13 protein-coding genes are annotated in these 18,075 nt (G+C 36.7%); 8 read left to right on the plus strand and 5 right to left on the minus strand.

All coding sequences use genetic code 11. The features are described from left to right. The first annotated feature begins 123 nt into the window (after nucleotides 1–123). Nucleotides 124–630 (plus strand): DUF1648 domain-containing protein, encoded by a 507-nt coding sequence (locus CGC47_RS04620; RefSeq protein ID WP_042002090.1) that lies wholly within the window; start codon nucleotides 124–126, stop codon nucleotides 628–630. A gap of 7 nt (nucleotides 631–637) precedes the next feature. Here the strand turns inward: CGC47_RS04620 and CGC47_RS04625 are convergent, their stop codons facing one another. Then, the gene (locus tag CGC47_RS04625) at nucleotides 638–1,363 is read right to left on the minus strand and encodes an RNA methyltransferase (RefSeq protein WP_095900056.1); all 726 of its coding nucleotides are present in this window, start codon (nucleotides 1,361–1,363) and stop codon (nucleotides 638–640) included. Nucleotides 1,364–1,401: 38 nt separating this feature from the next. Between CGC47_RS04625 and tamL the strand changes: the two genes are divergently transcribed. From tamL to CGC47_RS04645, 4 genes are all read left to right on the plus strand, one after another. Further along, nucleotides 1,402–3,960 carry a translocation and assembly module lipoprotein TamL gene (tamL, locus tag CGC47_RS04630; protein ID WP_042002088.1) on the plus strand — a complete coding sequence of 853 codons (2,559 nt, stop codon included), beginning with the start codon at nucleotides 1,402–1,404 and terminating at the stop codon, nucleotides 3,958–3,960. A gap of 69 nt (nucleotides 3,961–4,029) precedes the next feature. After that, nucleotides 4,030–5,382 (plus strand): sodium:proton antiporter NhaD, encoded by a 1,353-nt coding sequence (gene nhaD / locus CGC47_RS04635; protein ID WP_095900057.1) that lies wholly within the window; start codon nucleotides 4,030–4,032, stop codon nucleotides 5,380–5,382. 86 nt (nucleotides 5,383–5,468) lie between these two features. After that, nucleotides 5,469–7,523, plus strand: coding sequence for a methionine--tRNA ligase (gene metG / locus CGC47_RS04640; protein ID WP_095900058.1), 2,055 nt, complete (start codon nucleotides 5,469–5,471; stop codon nucleotides 7,521–7,523). A 179-nt stretch (nucleotides 7,524–7,702) separates the two neighbouring features. Next, a complete protein-coding gene (locus tag CGC47_RS04645; protein WP_095900059.1) occupies nucleotides 7,703–7,891 on the plus strand; it encodes a hypothetical protein in 189 nt (62 codons plus the stop codon). 134 nt (nucleotides 7,892–8,025) lie between these two features. Here the strand turns inward: CGC47_RS04645 and CGC47_RS04650 are convergent, their stop codons facing one another. Next, nucleotides 8,026–9,132, minus strand: a complete 1,107-nt coding sequence (locus CGC47_RS04650; RefSeq protein ID WP_042002082.1) for a putative glycoside hydrolase — start codon at nucleotides 9,130–9,132, stop codon at nucleotides 8,026–8,028. Between the two features lie 103 nt (nucleotides 9,133–9,235). After that, entirely contained in the window at nucleotides 9,236–9,808 is a 573-nt protein-coding gene (locus tag CGC47_RS04655; protein WP_232779694.1) for a Tll0287-like domain-containing protein, read from the minus strand. A gap of 199 nt (nucleotides 9,809–10,007) precedes the next feature. On the opposite strand from CGC47_RS04655, the gene CGC47_RS04660 reads away from it, so the two are divergent. The 3 genes from CGC47_RS04660 to CGC47_RS04670 are packed head-to-tail and all read left to right on the plus strand — an operon-like array spanning nucleotide 10,008 to nucleotide 13,685. Further along, the gene (locus CGC47_RS04660) at nucleotides 10,008–12,203 is read left to right on the plus strand and encodes a beta-N-acetylglucosaminidase (protein WP_095900374.1); all 2,196 of its coding nucleotides are present in this window, start codon (nucleotides 10,008–10,010) and stop codon (nucleotides 12,201–12,203) included. A 37-nt stretch (nucleotides 12,204–12,240) separates the two neighbouring features. Next, a complete protein-coding gene (gene purE / locus CGC47_RS04665; RefSeq protein ID WP_041992628.1) occupies nucleotides 12,241–12,720 on the plus strand; it encodes a 5-(carboxyamino)imidazole ribonucleotide mutase in 480 nt (159 codons plus the stop codon). A gap of 38 nt (nucleotides 12,721–12,758) precedes the next feature. Continuing rightward, on the plus strand, nucleotides 12,759–13,685 hold the full coding sequence (locus tag CGC47_RS04670; RefSeq protein ID WP_042002076.1) for a phospholipase A: 927 nt from the start codon (nucleotides 12,759–12,761) through the stop codon (nucleotides 13,683–13,685). Between the two features lie 33 nt (nucleotides 13,686–13,718). On the opposite strand, the gene CGC47_RS04675 is transcribed toward CGC47_RS04670, so the two are convergent. Both CGC47_RS04675 and CGC47_RS04680 read right to left on the minus strand, forming a co-directional pair. Continuing rightward, nucleotides 13,719–16,448, minus strand: coding sequence for a WD40/YVTN/BNR-like repeat-containing protein (locus CGC47_RS04675; RefSeq protein ID WP_042002073.1), 2,730 nt, complete (start codon nucleotides 16,446–16,448; stop codon nucleotides 13,719–13,721). 18 nt (nucleotides 16,449–16,466) lie between these two features. Further along, entirely contained in the window at nucleotides 16,467–18,053 is a 1,587-nt protein-coding gene (locus CGC47_RS04680) for an NADP-dependent glyceraldehyde-3-phosphate dehydrogenase (protein ID WP_042002070.1), read from the minus strand. Between the last annotated feature and the right edge of the window lie 22 nt (nucleotides 18,054–18,075).

Below are 18,075 nucleotides of genomic sequence, written 5' to 3' on the forward strand. Positions count from 1 at the left end.
CCTTACGATAAACCAAACCCCGAAATTCAGCAGAAGCTAAATTTCGGGGTTTTTGATTACATATTTTTCACAAAAAAACTCAACTTGAATAGCAATAAATTGATTTAACCTACTATTTAACAAATGAATAACAATCCGAAATTAAAATTAAACCTTACACGAACCGATAGAATTATTGAGTTTTTCGGTTGGATTCTGCTCCTTACAATTTGGATTTGGGTGTTGATTAGTTATAAAAATCTACCTGATATTATTCCTACACACTACAATGCTTCGGACGTAGCCGATGGCTTTGGTGAGAAAGTAAATCTCCTGATTTTACCACTATTAGCAACCGTACTTTTTGCAACCCTAACCTTACTTAATAAATTTCCGCATAAATTTAACTATTTAGTAGAAATAACCCCAGAAAACGCATACCGCCAATATGTTAACGCTACTCGAATGCTAAGAGCTTTAAAGCTAGTAATTGTTATTGTATTTGGCTTAGTGATATTTCAAACTTTGCAATACAAGGTCATTCAAAAGCATCATATAACACAATATTTTCCACCACTAACACTAATGATAATATTTGTTCCGATAGTGTATTTTATTGGAAAATCATTTATTTTAGAAAAGAAAAAATAAATCATTCCTAACGTCGTTTAAATTCGCTCAATAAAATAGCGGTAGCAGTCGCTACATTCAAACTTTCGGCTTGTTGTAACACGCCAAATCTAGGAATAGTTACTTTTGAAGTAACAAAAGATAAATTCTCTTGGGAAATCCCATTGGCTTCATTGCCCATCAACAATACGGCATCGGTTTTTAATTGGGTTTGGTACACATTTTCACCTTCCATAACTGCTGCGTATACAGGGAGCTGGGTGTTTTTTAGAAAATCACCCAGCGGAAGATAATGCACTTGAACTCGTGTTAAAGACCCCATTGTGGCTTGTACAACCTTAGGATTAAAACAATCTACCGTTTCAGTACTGCAAACCAATTGTTTAACTCCAAACCAATCACATAGCCGAATGATAGTACCCAAATTACCTGGGTCTCGCACATCATCCAAGGCAAGAATAAGTCCCTCTTCCTGCAAAGGTGTAACCTGCTGAATTCTGAATACGGCAAGACCCTCATCGGGATTTTTAAGTAAACTATATTTCTGAAGCGTTTCCTGTTGAACTACAATGGTTTTGGCTTTGGGCAATAATTCGGAAAACAAATGAGTTACAAAAATCATTTCGCTCTGCCAACCTGATTTAATAAACTCCAAAATACTTTTTTTCCCTTCTACAATAAACATACCCAATGCCAAACGGTATTTTTTTTGCTGTAATTTTTGAATTAACTTTGCTTGATTTTTGCTTACCATAAAAAAAATGTATTTTTGAAGCCTAATTTGTCTTATTTGTGAAATCTCGTTTTAAAATATATTGCTTTTTAGTTATTGTTACTTCGTTAGTGGCTTGTAATGCAACCAAACGAGTACCAGAAAACACGCATTTGCTTACTAAAGTCACGGTTTTCGAAAACGACACGAAAACCGAAGACGCAAAGGTAACCAATTTTATACAACAACAACCTAATGGTAACATTTTAGGCGTTCCTTTCGGATTGTACATTTATAATTTAGGAAAAGAAAATCCAGAAAAAAAATTCGAAAAATGGTTAGAACGCCATCCTAAATGGCATCGTTTTCTAAATGGACTTCTTTCTGAAAAGCAAGTTGGTCGTTTAAAAGAATCTTTTTTAGTTTCGGGCATTCATAATCAACTCAAAAGTATTGGTGATGCTCCAGTGATTTTGGATAGTAGCCAGACCAAAACATCTGTAAAATATTTAAAGGCTTACTACAAAAGTATCGGGTATTTTAATGCAAAAACCACCGACACCACCATTTTAAATCCTCGAAATAAGAAGAAAACAGCTCACGTTTCTTATCATATCGAAACGGGACCTCGTTATACCATTGATAGTTTAAGCACTTCAATAGCTTCAACTCAAATTGACTCTCTGTATCAATTACATAAAAAAGAAAGTACCCTTCAAATAGGCGCTCCTTACCAACTTTCTGATTTTAGCAAAGAAAGGTCGCGACTAAATGAACTTTTCCGAAATAACGGATTTTACACCTTTCAACAAAGCTCTATCAATTTTGATATTAAAAGAGATACTTTAATTGCAAATAACGACCAAAAGATAAATGTGACCACCACCATCAGCAATCTCATTGAGAGAGACGGTGATATTGTCACCGAGAAGCCTTATGTTGTGCATAATCTTAACAAAATACGTATTTTCCCCGACCACGATTTTTCAGTGGATATTGCTACTTTGGATACGCTTCACTACAAAAATACTATTATCTATTACAAAGACAAACTTCGGTATCGTCCTTCAATGCTCGTTATGGCATCAGCTCTGCGTAAGGGCGATATTTATTCGGATGAAAAAAGAAGCTTAACTTACAAACAAATCAATAACTTACGAATCTTTAAATATCCCAATATTGAATACAAATATGCCGCTAATGATACCTTACAGAAAACCTTAGATGCTAACATTTATTTAGTACCCTTAGATAAATTTTCATTTAAGATAAATGCAGACATCAATCGTTCTGATATTCAAGATTTTGGAATCAGATTTGGAACATCTTTCATCAGTAGAAATGTATTCCGAGGAGGAGAATCCTTTGAGCTAAACCTACAAGGAGCATTCGGTTCACAGCAAGATGCTGCCGATAATCACAAATTTTTTAACATTTCAGAAGTAGGCGGAGATATTCGTTTGAACATTCCACGAATATGGTTTTTTACCAATGTTGAAAAAATCATTCCGTATTCAATGACCCCACAAACTACCTTAGTTTTCGGGGTAAATCACCAAAATAACATTGGGCTTGATAAACGTAACTTTAACGGAGCTTTTCGTTATGTATGGAACCCAAGTAAAAACCGAAGTATCTTTGAAGTAGCTAATGTGCAATATGTTCGCAACCTAAATGCAAACAATTTCTTCAATGTATATAAAAGTACATACAATAGGCTCAATGATATTGCTAAAAAATACACCATCAATTCAGCTTATTTAGACACTAAAGGAAACCTTACTCCAGAGCAAGGAACTGTTGCCTTTATGGACGATGTGCTTAACAATACACTTTCGGTAAGTGAACCCGACTTTAATAATGTGTTGAGCATTGCCGAAAGGCGATATCGTCTAATACGTAATGATTTTATCCTATCAAGCAGTTTTACTTACATTTTTAACCAGAAATCTCAATTTTTTGAGAAAGATTTCTCACAATTCCGCATCAAATTGGAGTCGGCAGGAGGATTACTCAACTTATTTTCCAACACGTTAAAAAAGCAAACCCAACCCAACGAAAAAAAATCATTCTTAGGGGTTGAGTATGCTCAATTTATAAAAACGGAGCTCGATTTTATAAAACATTGGCCTATTGGTAGTCAAAGTAGCTTGGCTTTTCGTAGCTTCTTCGGTATTGCCATTCCTTACGGAAATTCAGACAATGTTCCTTTCTCGCAAAGCTATTTCGCTGGAGGCTCTAACGATAACAGAGGCTGGAGAGCTTATGATTTAGGGCCTGGTAGTAGCGGTTCTGTTCTAGATTTTAATGAAGCAAATATGAAAGCGACTCTCAATTTAGAATATCGCTTTCCTATTGTTGGGGCACTTAAAGGCGCGATTTTTACTGATGTAGGTAACATTTGGAACGTTTTTGACAACACCCAAATAGAAGGCGCTAAATTCGATAGTTTTGGCTCTCTTAAAGATGTAGGTTTTAGCACTGGGCTAGGAATACGCTACGATTTAGGCTTTTTCGTTTTGCGTTTGGATGTAGGAAATAAAACATACAATCCGGCTTTACCCATTGGGGAGCGATGGATTTCCAAACTGAGTATGGGCAATTTTGTATATAATTTTGGGATAAATTATCCTTTCTAAATAATTGCTCTTTATCAATCAATTTTCATACATTTGCCGCCAATTTAACCTTACCTTCGTATCATTATTATGGAAATGTTGATTATTGCCGTGTTTTTTATCGGTTATTTTTTCATTACAATTGAGCACTCCGTACGTATTGACAAAACTATTTCAGCCTTAGGAATGGCTTCGGTTTGTTGGGCACTGCTCAAATTATTCAATCTTACGGTGTATGAAATTTCTGACGGTTTACATCCGCTTTATATCGAAATTTCAGAAAAATTTGGTTTGCCCATAAGTGAGGCAAAAGCACAAGCTATTGATGAATTACTCCTACATCATTTGGGAAAAATTGCCGAAATTTTATTCTTTCTAATTGGGGCAATGACCATTGTTGAAATTGTGGATATGCACCGCGGTTTTGAAATCCTAAAAAAAATTATCAAAACCCGTAAAAAGAAAAAATTACTTTGGATTTTTGGCATCGTCGCTTTTTTTCTTTCCGCAGTGATTGATAATCTGACAGCAACTATAGTGCTTATCAGTATCTTACGCAAACTTGTGCCTTTTCAAAAAGAAAGAATGTGGTATGCCTCTTTGATTGTTATTGCAGCCAACGCTGGTGGGGCGTGGTCGCCTGTGGGCGATGTTACCACCACAATGCTTTGGATGGCAAATAAAGTAACCGCTTTTAAATTAACCGAATATGTTTTCATTCCTTCGGTAATTTGTTTTTTAGTGCCTTTTTTCATCGCTTCATTTTTACCTGTTTTTCAGGGGCGTTTGGATATTCCAGCAACCGATAAAACCAGCGCCTTTAAATACAGCACGACAGTACTGATACTTGGTTTTTTAGCCATTGTTTTTGTCCCTGTTTTTAAATCAATTACACATCTTCCACCTTATATCGGGATGTTATTTGCCTTGGCAAGTATGTGGTTTTTTTCGGAACTGCTAAAACCTATCAAAGAACTTGAAGAAGACAAGTTACACACGTTTTCACCTCATCGGGCACTTTCCAAAATAGAAATGTCAAGTATATTGTTCTTCTTAGGAATTTTACTTGGAGTTGCAGCTTTAGAATCAATAGGGGTACTATTTAATTTTGCAGGTTGGCTTAATGAAGCCATTCCTAATCAGAATATCGTAGTTATTTTACTAGGGATAGGCTCTTCGGTAATTGACAATGTCCCTTTAGTAGCAGCCAGTATAGGAATGTTTCAAAATCCTTTAGATGATGCAATGTGGCACTTCATTGCCTATACGGCAGGTACCGGAGGAAGTCTGCTTATCATCGGTTCGGCAGCAGGAGTAGCTGCAATGGGAATGGAAAAAATCAATTTCTTCTGGTATGCCAAAAACATTTTATGGCTGGCTTTTGCAGGATTCATCTTCGGGGCATTGACCCTTATGGCGATGGAATATCTGCATTTGTTTTAGTCTTCAATCGTAGAAATTTACTTACGAAAGCTAAGCTTAACACCGAATTTATGGTTACTTTTGCAAAGGGTTAAAAATAAATAAAAATGTCAAAAAGATATACAATAACGGCAGCCTTGCCGTACACCAATGGTCCTATTCATATTGGACATTTAGCAGGAGTGTATGTTCCTGCCGATATTTATGCGCGTTTTCAAAGACTAAAAGGAAATGATGTGGCTTTCATCTGTGGAAGTGACGAACACGGTGTTGCCATTTCAATGAAAGCAAAAAAGGAAGGCATTACCCCACAAGAGGTAATCGACAAATACGATGCCATTATCCGTAACTCTTTTAAAGATTTTGGTATTTCCTTCGATAATTATTCGCGTACCTCTTTGCCTATTCATCACCAAACAGCTTCCGATTTCTTCAAAAAATTATATGATAATGGTGATTTTATTGAAGAAACCACCTCACAACTTTTCGATGAAAAAGCCAATCAGTTTCTTGCCGACCGATTCGTCATAGGTACTTGCCCCAAATGTAGCAATGAGGAGGCTTATGGTGACCAATGCGAAAAATGCGGCACCTCACTCAATGCCACCGATTTAATCAACCCAAAATCAACCCTAACAGGTGCTAAGCCTGTTTTGAAGCAAACCAAACATTGGTTTTTACCTTTAGACAGATATGATGCGTTTTTAAGGAATTGGATTTTGGAAGGACACAAAAACGATTGGAAACCCAACGTTTATGGTCAGGTAAAATCGTGGCTTGACGACGGACTAAAACCTCGTGCCGTTACTCGTGATTTGGATTGGGGAATTCCCGTTCCCGTTCAAGGTGCTGAAGGTAAAGTGTTATACGTATGGTTCGATGCCCCCATTGGGTACATTTCTTCGACCAAAGAGTGGGCTGCACGTGAGGGTAAAGACTGGGAACCTTATTGGAAAGACCAAAACACCAAATTGGTACATTTTATCGGGAAAGACAATATCGTTTTTCACTGCGTAATTTTCCCCGCTATGCTCAAAGCCGAAGGCTCATACATTTTACCTGATAATGTCCCCGCCAATGAATTCCTCAACCTAGAAGGAAATAAATTATCTACTTCCAAAAATTGGGCGGTTTGGCTTCACGAATATTTACAAGATTTTCCTAATCAACAAGATGTTTTGCGTTATGCTTTAACAGCCAATGCCCCCGAAACTAAAGACAATGACTTTACTTGGAAAGATTTTCAAGCACGTAATAACAACGAATTGGTAGCCATTTTTGGTAATTTTATCAATCGAGTAGTGGTACTGACTCATAAATATTATCAAGGAATTGTTCCCCAGCCTACAATACTGACTGAGACAGACCAACAAACGCTTTCGCAAATGAAAGAATTTGCAGAAAAAATAGAAACCTCCTTGGAGCGTTATCGATTCCGAGAGGCATTGCAAGAGCTGATGAATTTAGCCCGATTAGGCAACAAATATCTGGCAGATGAAGAACCGTGGAAACTTATCAAAACCGATGAAGATAGGGTAAAAACTATAATGTATGTAGCCTTACAAATCGCCGCTGAATTAGCCTTGTTAAGCGAGCCTTTTTTGCCCTTTACCTCGGAAAAATTAAAGAAAATACTCTGTTTCTCAGCGCTTAAAAACAATATTGTTTGGGGAGATACCTCTAAAGAGTTGCTTCCTACAGGGCATACTATCGGACAAGTCGAATTGCTTTTTGTAAAAATAGAAGATGAAGCCATTGAAAAACAATTAAATAAATTGGAAAGTACAAAAAAAGCCAATGAACAAGCCTCTAAAACGCTATCTCCTCAAAAAGAAACCATTACTTTTGATGATTTCGCTAAAATGGATATTCGTATCGGAACTATTTTGGAAGCTCAAAAGATGCCCAAAGCCAACAAATTGCTTATTTTAAAAGTAGATACTGGAATTGACATTCGCACGATTGTTTCAGGGATTGCCGAGAGTTATTCTCCTGAAGAAATCATCGGAAAAAGAGTTACCATATTGGCTAACCTTGCTCCTCGAACCTTACGTGGCGTGCAAAGTGAGGGAATGATACTGATGACCACTTCCCCCGAAGGAAAACACATTTTTATCAATCCTGATATTTCTGAAATTGAAAACGGAAGCCCAGTAAGTTAAAAGGGAAAGGATAAAGGATAAAGTGTAAAGGTACAAGAATCAAGGAACAAGAGATAAAGAGAAGTCAAAACGGGCGTTTTTATTAAAGACAGCTATTTTTTCTGTTAAAAATGTTAATTTATTGGTTTATTTGAGTTTTTAATTTAACTTTGGGTGACTGACTACAACAAGCAAGAGCTATGGAGAGAAATATACAAAACGAAAGAAAGCTCCTTTTTTTCAATCCGTTATTATATGCTTTGGCGCGTTTATTTCCAAATTTGGGACGCAAACTCACCCAAAGATGGTTTCTTGTGTTTTTAACCATTACAGGAAGTATCATTTTTGTTTACGCCTTAATTAAAATTATAAGCAAAGGACAGGTTTAACAAAACACGCTCCAAAAAATTTTGGAGCGTGTTTTATTTTTAGTTTATACCTTGCTAAGAAAAGGGTTCTACTTCAATAAGACTAACACTGAAAAACATTCATCATACTTTTTACAGCCAACCTAAAACTAAATTTATTTTGGATTTGAGCTTAATTTTTTAATAACTTCCAACTGTTCAGGGGTAATATCAGGTCCGTCATAAAATGAAACCCCAGAAGCACCATTTTCTTTCGCAAACTTAATGGCCTTTTCTAGGTCTGTAGCATTGATTGGTGGCACATAAATACCCGTATGAAGCTGAGTATGTTTTCCTTTTAAGTCCTCAATACCCTGACAAGTAGCAAAACCTACCCAATCCGTCTCTTCATTATAAAAATTATGATAAATCATTGGGTAAACGCGATCTACATTCCATTTGTCCCAACGCTGACGTACCATTTGCCCAGCCATTTCTGGGTACGGAAACACGGCCGCAGTAATCATTTTTCCTTTTTTATGTACGATTGCTGTGGCATCGTCAACCAATTGTTTAATCTTGTTGTAGCGAAATTGCTTCCACTCCATATCTATTGCTGGGTTTTTAAACTCACGCGGATTTTTATGATGTACTGATTCAAACTCAGAAACACAAGCATCACAATAGCAAAAATCAAACTGAGGCAATTCTTCTTCTTGTACCAAATTGTAATTAGGAAGCAATCCTATGGGCAAATAGATATCAGGAAAACGAATATAATCCAAATGAACACTAACTATGCCTTCAACTGCTGCCAAACGCTCCACAAGCTTGAGTATATGCTCTCGTGATTCTTTTTGCGTAGGGCAAAGCCACTGATAATAATCCACATAGGGGCGATTGTCATAACACGATTTTCCTTCTCGACTAACCATATACCACTGCGGATGCTTTAAAGCCTCCTGATCATCAGGGCGATTAACGGTCATTATCCAAGCGTGTAACTTGATGTCTTTGGCTTTGGCTATAGCAACAAGCCTCTTAAGTCCCTCAGGATCTGCCGACGTATTCACCAACACCTCAGTAATTCCGTGCGAACGATATTTTTCAAACTCTTGATGATAACTTTCATCAGTTCGCTTAGCGTCGTAGGTAATCCAAGTGGAAAAAATGAAGGCTTTTTCATTTTCAATGGCGACTTTGTTGTCTGCAACATTCTTTTGTTCGTTTTTACATCCGAAAAGCAATGCCATTAACGGAATGATAAACTTTAAATATTTCATACTGTTTCAAATTATTTTTACATCTTCCAAAGATAGTTCTTTTTCTTCTTTTTCAGAAGAAAAACGGAGCAATTTCTTTAAAGAATTTCAAGCTAAACGTTATTTATTGAGGAAGTTTCACTTTCCACATACCTCGTAGCTGTCCAAGTTGATAACCTATGGCTTTATCTTGCGGATATTTAGCTTGAATCACCTGCTGAGTTTCAGCATCAATCTGATTTTGTGTACTGCCGTGACAAGCAAGGCAAGTGGGCATACCCAGTGGAATAGCTTTGTAATAATACAATCCATCTTCTTGTAAGGAAAGTAAATGTTTTTGTTGAGAATCCTCTTTCATTTTTGCAAGAAGTGCTTCCCAAGCATTCTTATCTTCTGTGGTACGTATGGCATTCTCTGGATTTCTATTTTTATCGGTAATCCGCCACAAAGACACCTTATTACTCAGCGAAAGAGAATCCGTAATAGGTAAAGCTTTCTCACTACAGAAGTCGACCGCCTTAGTAAAACCACCTTTTTGAATTTGTTGCGAAACTTGGGTAAGTAATACGCTTTGAGCTTTAGTAGTGATACTATCACCCAACTTTAAGTAGTACTCTTGCTGTGAGTCCGTTAATTTACGAGACACCCCGCTACAACCCACCAAAAAAAACGCTAAAAATAAAGATAATGTTTTCATAATAAAGTTTTTAAGACCACAAATATAAAAAATCTGAAAAAATAAAGCAACTAACAATAAGGGCATTTATTTCCTATATTACTAAGAATACAAAACAAATCCTATATTTCTAATGATTTCAATTGTAATACCTTTAAAAATAATCCAAAACATTATGTTTTTTGTTTATATTTGTGCGTTAACCAAATTTTCATCCCGTATGCAAAAAATAATTCACATTCTTTTGTCATTGTTGTGCTTTCCGTTGTTTGCACAAAAAAATACTGCCATAACCCCTACCCCACAAGCCCTTCATTTTTTGGAAAATAGCATACTGCCTACCCAATTTAAAATAAAGGAAAATAAGTTAAAAAACGTACCTTTATCTCTGATAAGCAATACTTTCAAAGCACGTCCGGGCAAAAAACACGTAATGAATGTTTACATTACTGATAAAAATTCAAAATCTGCAAAGAAATTCGCCTCAAAAATCCCCAATAAAAAAGAAGGATATTATCTACGAATCGAAAAAAACAACATTTACGTAATAGGCAACGACTCCAGAGGAACATACTACGGACTTCGGACATTGGAACAACTTCTTTCAAAACCTGAACTTCCTCTGGGAGAAATCATTGACTACCCCGATTTACCCAATCGAGGCGTAGTGGAAGGCTTTTACGGCACGCCTTGGAGTCACGAAAAACGCATTCGACAGATTGAATTTTACGGAAAACACAAACTCAACACCTATATCTATGGTCCTAAAGATGACCCTTATCATAGCTCTCCAAACTGGCGATTGCCTTATCCTGAAAAAGAAGCTTTACAAATCAAAGAGTTAGTACAAAAATCCAATGAAAATTATGTGGATTTTGTTTGGGCAATTCACCCAGGAAAAGACATTAGCTGGAATGAAGAAGACCGACAAAATTTACTCAAAAAATTTGAAAAAATGTACGCTTTAGGCGTTCGAGCATTTGCCGTTTTCTTTGATGATATTTCGGGCGAAGGCACCAATCCGCAAAAACAAGCCGAATTACTCAACTTTCTTCACAATGAGTTCGTCGCTCAAAAAAAAGATGTTAATCCACTGATTATGTGTCCAACAGAGTATAACAAAGCTTGGTCAAATCCTGAAAAACGCTATTTGGAAACATTAGGCGAAACCCTCCACCCTTCCATCGAAATTATGTGGACAGGAAATACCGTAGTCGCAGATATTGACAAGCCCACAATGCAATGGATTAACGCCAAAATCAAAAGAAAAGCTTACATTTGGTGGAATTTCCCTGTATCGGACTACGTTCGAAATCATATGCTTTTAGGACCTGCTTACGGAAATACTTCTGATATTAAAAACGATATGTCAGGCTTCGTTTCCAATCCTATGGAACACCCAGAAGCCTCAAAAATAGCCATTTATGGAGTTGCTGACTATACTTGGAATCTGGAAAAATACAATTCAGACACAGCTTGGAAAAACGCCATTGCCGAGATGATGCCTGAAAACAAGGAAGCGTTACTCACCTTCGCAAAACACAATTCGGATTTGGGAGCGAATGGACATCGTTATAGAAGAGAGGAATCCGTTGATTTTAAGCCTATTGCAGAAAATTTCTTAAAGAATTTGGAAGCATTACACAATCCTGAAAACCAATCTGTTACCGAAGAGTTTGAGAAAATGGTTTGGGCTTCCGAGCAGCTTTTAAAAACTTCTGAAAATAAGTATCTTACTGAAGAGTTACATCCTTGGTTGTTACAATTTCAATTAGTTGGAAAAACGGGAGTTTCTGTGATGAAAATGTATAATTCATTGAAAAGCAGAGATTATCAGGAATTTAAATCAGCTTATACAAACGTTCAAAATTTACAAAAACAAATGTTTGAAACTGATCAAAATTACAACCAAAATCCGTATCAGCCTGGTGTAAAAACAGCAACTTTAGTAATAGAACCTCTTTTAAATCAATTACTTAAATATAATATCAGTAAATTCAATGCAGAAACAGGAGAAAATTTGAAACTTTCTCTTAATTTCAATCCGAATACATTGATTACCAACATAAAACAATTGGAAAATCAACCACTTGGGCAAAAAGGAAACGTTTTACGAATATCTCCCGCTTTGGAATATATCTCATTGAAAACCAATGACTTTTTAGGTATTGAATTTGAAAAAATAGTTACCTTAAAATCTGTTATCATTGATTTTGGAGAAGAAACAAGAATTAGTAAAGGTAAAATTCAAATTTCAACAGATGGAAATCAATGGAAATCCGTAAATGGAACATTCAAAAAATCACGTTGGGAAAGTTCTCAAACTATTGAAAATGTGAAATTTGTACGTTTCATCAACGATTCCAAACAAACGTATGACATTCAACTAAAACAATTTGAAGTAACAGAAGAATAACAAATTAAAAATCAATACAATAAAACGAAAAAGACCAATGAAAGTAGCCGTTGTGATGGGAAGCAAAAGCGACCTACCTGTAATGCAAGAAGCCATTACCATTTTAGAATCATTTGATATTGAAGTATTTGTAGACATCGTTTCTGCACATCGTACTCCCGAAAAACTAATGGATTTCAGTACCAACGCACATAAAAGAGGGATTTCTGTGATTATTGCTGGAGCTGGTGGAGCAGCTCATTTACCTGGAATGGTGGCTTCGATGTCGCCCTTGCCTGTAATTGGCGTTCCTGTTAAAAGTAGCAACTCAATAGATGGCTGGGATTCAGTACTTTCCATTTTACAAATGCCAGGAGGTGTTCCTGTAGCTACAGTTGCCTTAAATGGAGGAAAAAATGCAGGTATCTTAGCTGCACAAATCATTGCTGCACAACAACCTAACGTTTTAGAAAAAATCATAGCTTATAAAGAAGAATTAAAACAAGCTGTACTAAAATCAGCAGAAACGTTGAAGTAATAAAATTCTTGTAAAACTTTTAAAAACAAAAACATATTATGAAACATAAATATCTGTTGTTTTTATTGGGTATGTTTTGTGCATATCAACAAGTCAATTCTCAAGAAATCAACAAAAAAGACAGTTTGCTTCCTATAGACAAAAAACCTGCTGTGCAATTGGGTAGTTCCCTTTCCCAAATATGGGAGTTAGATAACTATACCGAGCGAGGCACCCTAAAATTACAAATTTATCGCCCGAATTACATCTTGCCTTTTCGTCTTACGGATAAAGTAAATAAACAACCTACTAACTTTAATCCTTCTAGAGGAATTCCTCCTTATAAAGATTATCAAAGGATGGAAACCAAATTTCAAATCAGCTTAAAATCAAAAATCATTCAAGATGCTTTTTGGGATTGCGATATTTGGGTTGGTTTTACGCAAAAGTCATATTGGCAAGTGTACAACGAGGAGCTTTCCCGACCATTTCGTGAGCTAAATTATGAGCCCGAAATAATGTTTGTCGCTCCGTTGAATTTTAGTATTGGCGACTTTAAATGGCGAATGATAAATCTTTCTTTAAATCATCAATCTAACGGAAAAGAACAGACACTTTCCCGCAGTTGGAATCGGATAATTTTAACCACAGCACACGAATGGCGAAACTTTATTTTCATTACACATTATTGGTGGCGATTTACAGAAGATAACAAAGAAGACGACAATCCTGAAATCACTAAATACGTAGGAAGAGCGGAGTTTAACACCATTTATTCTTACAAAAAACACCTTTTCAATTTATCGATACGCAATAATCTAAGTTTTACTAAAAACAGAGGATATGCTGAGTTTTCGTATATCTTCCCCATAAAAGGCGATTTAAAAGCAATGTTTCAAGCCTCACACGGATTCGGAGACTCGCTAATAGAATACAATCACAAGCAAACTACCATTGGTTTGGGAGTGGTGCTTATGGAACTTTAAAAAAACGGACGGTTTTTAAGCCGTCCGTTTTTCTTATAATATCTCTAAGGTACGTTCCTCCTCTGTATTTTCAGTAGAAAAAACTATGGTGTATTTTCCTTTAGGAAGATATACTTTACCATTTACCGCTGTGGTAAAAATGAGTTTTTGTAACTTCCTTTCATACATTACTTTTCCAACATCTGAAATGGTTAAATCGTAAGTAATGTAATTAAACCCTTCGTTGGCTTGATGCGTAAAAGATTGCAAAACTACATCATCTTTCTTAATTTTCACCTTTACGGATTTGCTACCATTGGCAAAAGCGTGAAAAACTACAGTGGGTGTAACGGGTTCAGCCCATTGGCTCCAAGTATTGCCCCAACTATTAGTATACTGAACCGTTACTTTTTCCTCAAGCGGATAAAAATCTTGAGCTACAATAGCAGCGCGTAATGATTGTATCAGACTAATATTGGTTCTATATACTCCACTTCCAGAAGCAACAACATACATCGTACCATCTTTCGGATGAATATAAATATCCTTAATGGCTGTATTAGGGAGCTGTTTTACAAATGGATGCCAATTTTCGCCATTATTGAAAGAAACATATAATCCGTTTTCGGTACCCACGTATATAATCTGTTCGTTTTTAGGGTCTTCTTTAACCACCAAAACACGTTCGTTGGGTAAATCGGTACGAATATCCGTCCACGTTTTTCCATAATCGTGCGTTAAAAAAAGAAAGGGCTGATTTCCATTATTTTCATCATAAAATGCTACTATTGCTTTCTCACGACGGTGTTTGGAAGCCACAATACTTGAAACTCGCAAAGGTTTGGGGAAGGCATTGTATATCAATTGCCAAGAAACTCCTCCATTTTTACTAATACGTACCATACCATCATCACTTCCAGTATAGATAAGCCCAAAAAGAAAAGGAGATTCGGCAATAGCAGTAAGGGTTCCGTAGGCTTTGTTGCCTTTTTTGTCACCATTGGTCAAATCCTCTGAAATGGTACGCCAATTTTTACCTGCATCCATAGAAATATGTAACTTATTACTTCCTAAATAGATAATATCTTTATTTTGAGAAGATATAAGCATTGGAGCAGTTTTATTAAAGCGTAGAGGAGCTTTGTCTTCAAAAGCGTATGGCACATCAAAACGAGCAGTTGTATTTTTTGAGGTGTTAAGCCCAACAAAGCTACCGTATTTTTCTCCAACATAGACTTGAGCTTCGGCAGCAACTATCTGATTTCCTGAAGGATGTATTTTATGCCATACCTCATCATTAGCCCCCATAACTCCTTGATTTGTTGCCAAATACAACGTATTATTAGTCTCATCATACGCTATTTTATGGGCAGAAACGGACTGAGTCATATGTTTCAAAATCCAACTTTTGCCTGAATCAAAAGAAACCGAAAGCCCCTTATTGGTCGCTACATAAACAATATGGTGATGCACTGGATGATACTTTATTTTCAGGTATTTATCTTGTAAAGTAACGGCACTAGTATTAGCCCAAGTACTCCCTCCGTCCTCGGATTTGAGTAGGGCAAATCCTCCCACAAATATTTCTTCCGCATTTTTAGGATTTACGGCAATATTAGCAAAATCTTCGCCACTTTGATAGAATAAATCATCTAATGGTAATTGATGTGTTTTTTGCCACGTTTTGCCTCCATCTTTAGTTACATATACCTCTGCGCCAATCACTTCTTGAGGTTTAAGTGCTAAATAATTCAGGAGTCGTGCAGGTGAAGTTACCCCAGAGGCAATCATCTGTTTTAAATTATTTGCCGAATACATTTGGTGCCATCCCATACGATGCAAATAAGCATCTAACTTTTGATTATCTATTTGCAAGAACTCGGTTTCATTCATTTTTTCAAAATCAATATTCGACAGATGAATGTTTTGCACCTTTTCTACACTCTGACTGGTTTTTCTGGTTCTTGAAGCCCGATTGTCCACCACGGCATAAACCCTATTTTTATCGAATACGGCAAGTCCTATCTTACCAATATGTTCTTGACTGGCAAATCCGTTATTGATGGTTATTTTCTTCCAAGAACGTCCGCCATCTTCACTTTTATAGACACTACTTTGTTTACCAAAAGGTTCTGACTGCCATTGCGAATTATTCATTTGCCAAGCCGTAGCATATAGCACATTAGCATCTTCAGTACGTACAATCTGATGAATACCAGTACGAGTACCTACAAAAAGTTTTTGTTGCCAAGTTTTACCACCATCGGTAGTTTGAAAAATCCCTGTTTTTTCGTCTGCGGCAAAGCCATTACCTTGTACTCCTACCAAAACCTCTTGAGGATTTGACGGATTTATGGTAATACAAGAAATATTTTGCATTGATGACAATCCACTAAATGACCACGTTTTCCCTTTATCCTCCGAACGGAAAAGCCCGTAGGGTGTCGCTGCCCAAATCAGTTGATTTTTCCAATCAACTGCCGCCGCCAGAATTTGTTGTGTAGGCTGATGGTCAAAAAGCGATGCAAAAGAAACTCCAGCATCGGTAGTAAGCCAAATCCCTCCTTGCTTGGGTAATATCATCATTTCAGAAGCCTGATACGGATTCACATAAAAATCTTCGATACAATTACCCAAAGAAGCAATTTGCACTTTTTCAAAAGGAATTTCACGAACCCAAGAGTTTTCCCTCAATTCCTCTCTCTGTCGAACAGATAATGAAATGGTTTCTTGTGCAAAAGCAACATTTCCGAGCAAAAGACCAAACAAAATAAATCTTTTCATAACTCGCCGTTTTTTAATTTATAGTATATAATCGGTATTCACAAAATTAGAAACTCCTGTACGTAACAGATTTTCAATTATTTCGTTGTTATATGAATTATCTTTTGAAGCTACAAAAGTTCGAATTGAAAAAGAGCGTAACGCATCGTGAACACTCAAAGTACTTACCGCCGAATCTTTTCTCCCTGTAAATGGAAAAACATCAGGACCTCGCTGGCATAAACTATTGAGGTTCACACGGCAAACCAAATTTACTAAATTATCAATAAGTGGTGAAAGTTCGTAAACGTCTTTACCAAATAAACTGACCTGTTGCCCATACTTTGAATTTGAAATTTCATCAATCACCTCGTCGGTTTGTGTAAAGGTTTTTATAGGGACTACTGGTCCGAATTGCTCTTCGTGATATACCCGCATATCGGTGGTTATTGGGGAAAGAACAGCTGGAAATATAAAATTTTCAGTACGAATTCCGCCCTTTTCGTTCTTAATTTCAGCACCTTTTGCTATGGCATCTTGAATTAACTCTTGAATATAAGCTGGTTTTTCCTTTTCAGGAAGAGGCGTTAGTTTTACGCCATCTTCCCACGGATTTCCGAATTTTAATTCATCCACACGTTTTGAAAATCTTCTGATGAATTCCTTTTCAATACTTTTGTGTACATAAATAATTTTTAGCGCTGTACATCGCTGCCCATTGAAGGACAAAGCTCCTTGTACACACTCTTCAATAGCTACATCCAAATCGGCATCGGGCAGTACAATTGCCGGATTTTTAGCCTCCAAGCCCAAAACCAAACGCAATCGGTTTTTGTTAGGATGTTGATCTTGTAGTGCTATTGCCGATTTGCTATTGCCGATAAGCGCCAACACATCTATTCTACCACTATTCATCACGGGTGGAGCCACAGTACGTCCTCTTCCGTAAAGAATATTAACCACCCCATTAGGAAAACTATGAGCAAAGGCTTCCAAAAGCGGTGAAAGCAACAATACTCCGTGTTTGGCTGGCTTGAAAATAACCGTATTGCCCATAATCACAGCAGGAATAAGCAAAGCAAAAGTCTCATTAAGCGGATAGTTATAAGGTCCTAAACAAAGTACCACACCTAAAGGACCTCGGCGTATGTGCGCATAAACGCCATCACGCTTTACAAACCGTGAAGAATCACGGTCTAGTTGTTTGTATTCCTCGATGGTGTCGTAAATGTATTCAACGGTTCTGTCGAATTCCTTGCGAGAATCCTCCAAACTTTTACCGATTTCCCACATCATAAGTTTAACCACCTCTTCTCGTTTGGTTTTCATTATTTTAAGGAATTTTTCCATACAAACGATGCGGTCTTTTACCTTCATAGTGGGCCATAACCCCTTACCTTTGTTATAAGCCTCACAGGAAGATTGTAAGGCTTCCAAAGCTTCTTTTTCCCCCATATCTGGTACGCTTCCTAAAAGAGTAGGCTGGTAATTTTCTGTAGCAGAAATAGTTGAATATATTTCGGTCATTTTTCCTTCCCAAGTACGTAATTCTCCATTTATCAGGTATGTATTCTGATTAAAAGGCGTAATTTTAAACGTTTCGGGGATTGATTTGAATGTTTTCATAGATTATTTTAAGTGTTTTATT

Source organism: Capnocytophaga canimorsus (assembly GCF_002302565.1).
GTDB lineage: Bacteria > Bacteroidota > Bacteroidia > Flavobacteriales > Flavobacteriaceae > Capnocytophaga > Capnocytophaga canimorsus.

Excerpts from the sequence above, each read along its gene's own strand:
- nhaD (WP_095900057.1), top strand. The coding sequence starts at position 4,030 with ATGGAAATGTTGATTATTGCCGTGTTTTTTATCGGTTATTTTTTCATT.
- CGC47_RS04675 (WP_042002073.1), bottom strand. The coding sequence starts at position 16,448 with ATGAAAAGATTTATTTTGTTTGGTCTTTTGCTCGGAAATGTTGCTTTT.
- purE (WP_041992628.1), top strand. The coding sequence starts at position 12,241 with ATGAAAGTAGCCGTTGTGATGGGAAGCAAAAGCGACCTACCTGTAATG.
- CGC47_RS04620 (WP_042002090.1), top strand. The coding sequence starts at position 124 with ATGAATAACAATCCGAAATTAAAATTAAACCTTACACGAACCGATAGA.
- CGC47_RS04660 (WP_095900374.1), top strand. The coding sequence starts at position 10,008 with ATGCAAAAAATAATTCACATTCTTTTGTCATTGTTGTGCTTTCCGTTG.
- CGC47_RS04680 (WP_042002070.1), bottom strand. The coding sequence starts at position 18,053 with ATGAAAACATTCAAATCAATCCCCGAAACGTTTAAAATTACGCCTTTT.
- CGC47_RS04625 (WP_095900056.1), bottom strand. The coding sequence starts at position 1,363 with ATGGTAAGCAAAAATCAAGCAAAGTTAATTCAAAAATTACAGCAAAAA.
- metG (WP_095900058.1), top strand. The coding sequence starts at position 5,469 with ATGTCAAAAAGATATACAATAACGGCAGCCTTGCCGTACACCAATGGT.
- CGC47_RS04650 (WP_042002082.1), bottom strand. The coding sequence starts at position 9,132 with ATGAAATATTTAAAGTTTATCATTCCGTTAATGGCATTGCTTTTCGGA.
- CGC47_RS04645 (WP_095900059.1), top strand. The coding sequence starts at position 7,703 with ATGGAGAGAAATATACAAAACGAAAGAAAGCTCCTTTTTTTCAATCCG.
- CGC47_RS04655 (WP_232779694.1), bottom strand. The coding sequence starts at position 9,808 with ATGAAAACATTATCTTTATTTTTAGCGTTTTTTTTGGTGGGTTGTAGC.
- CGC47_RS04670 (WP_042002076.1), top strand. The coding sequence starts at position 12,759 with ATGAAACATAAATATCTGTTGTTTTTATTGGGTATGTTTTGTGCATAT.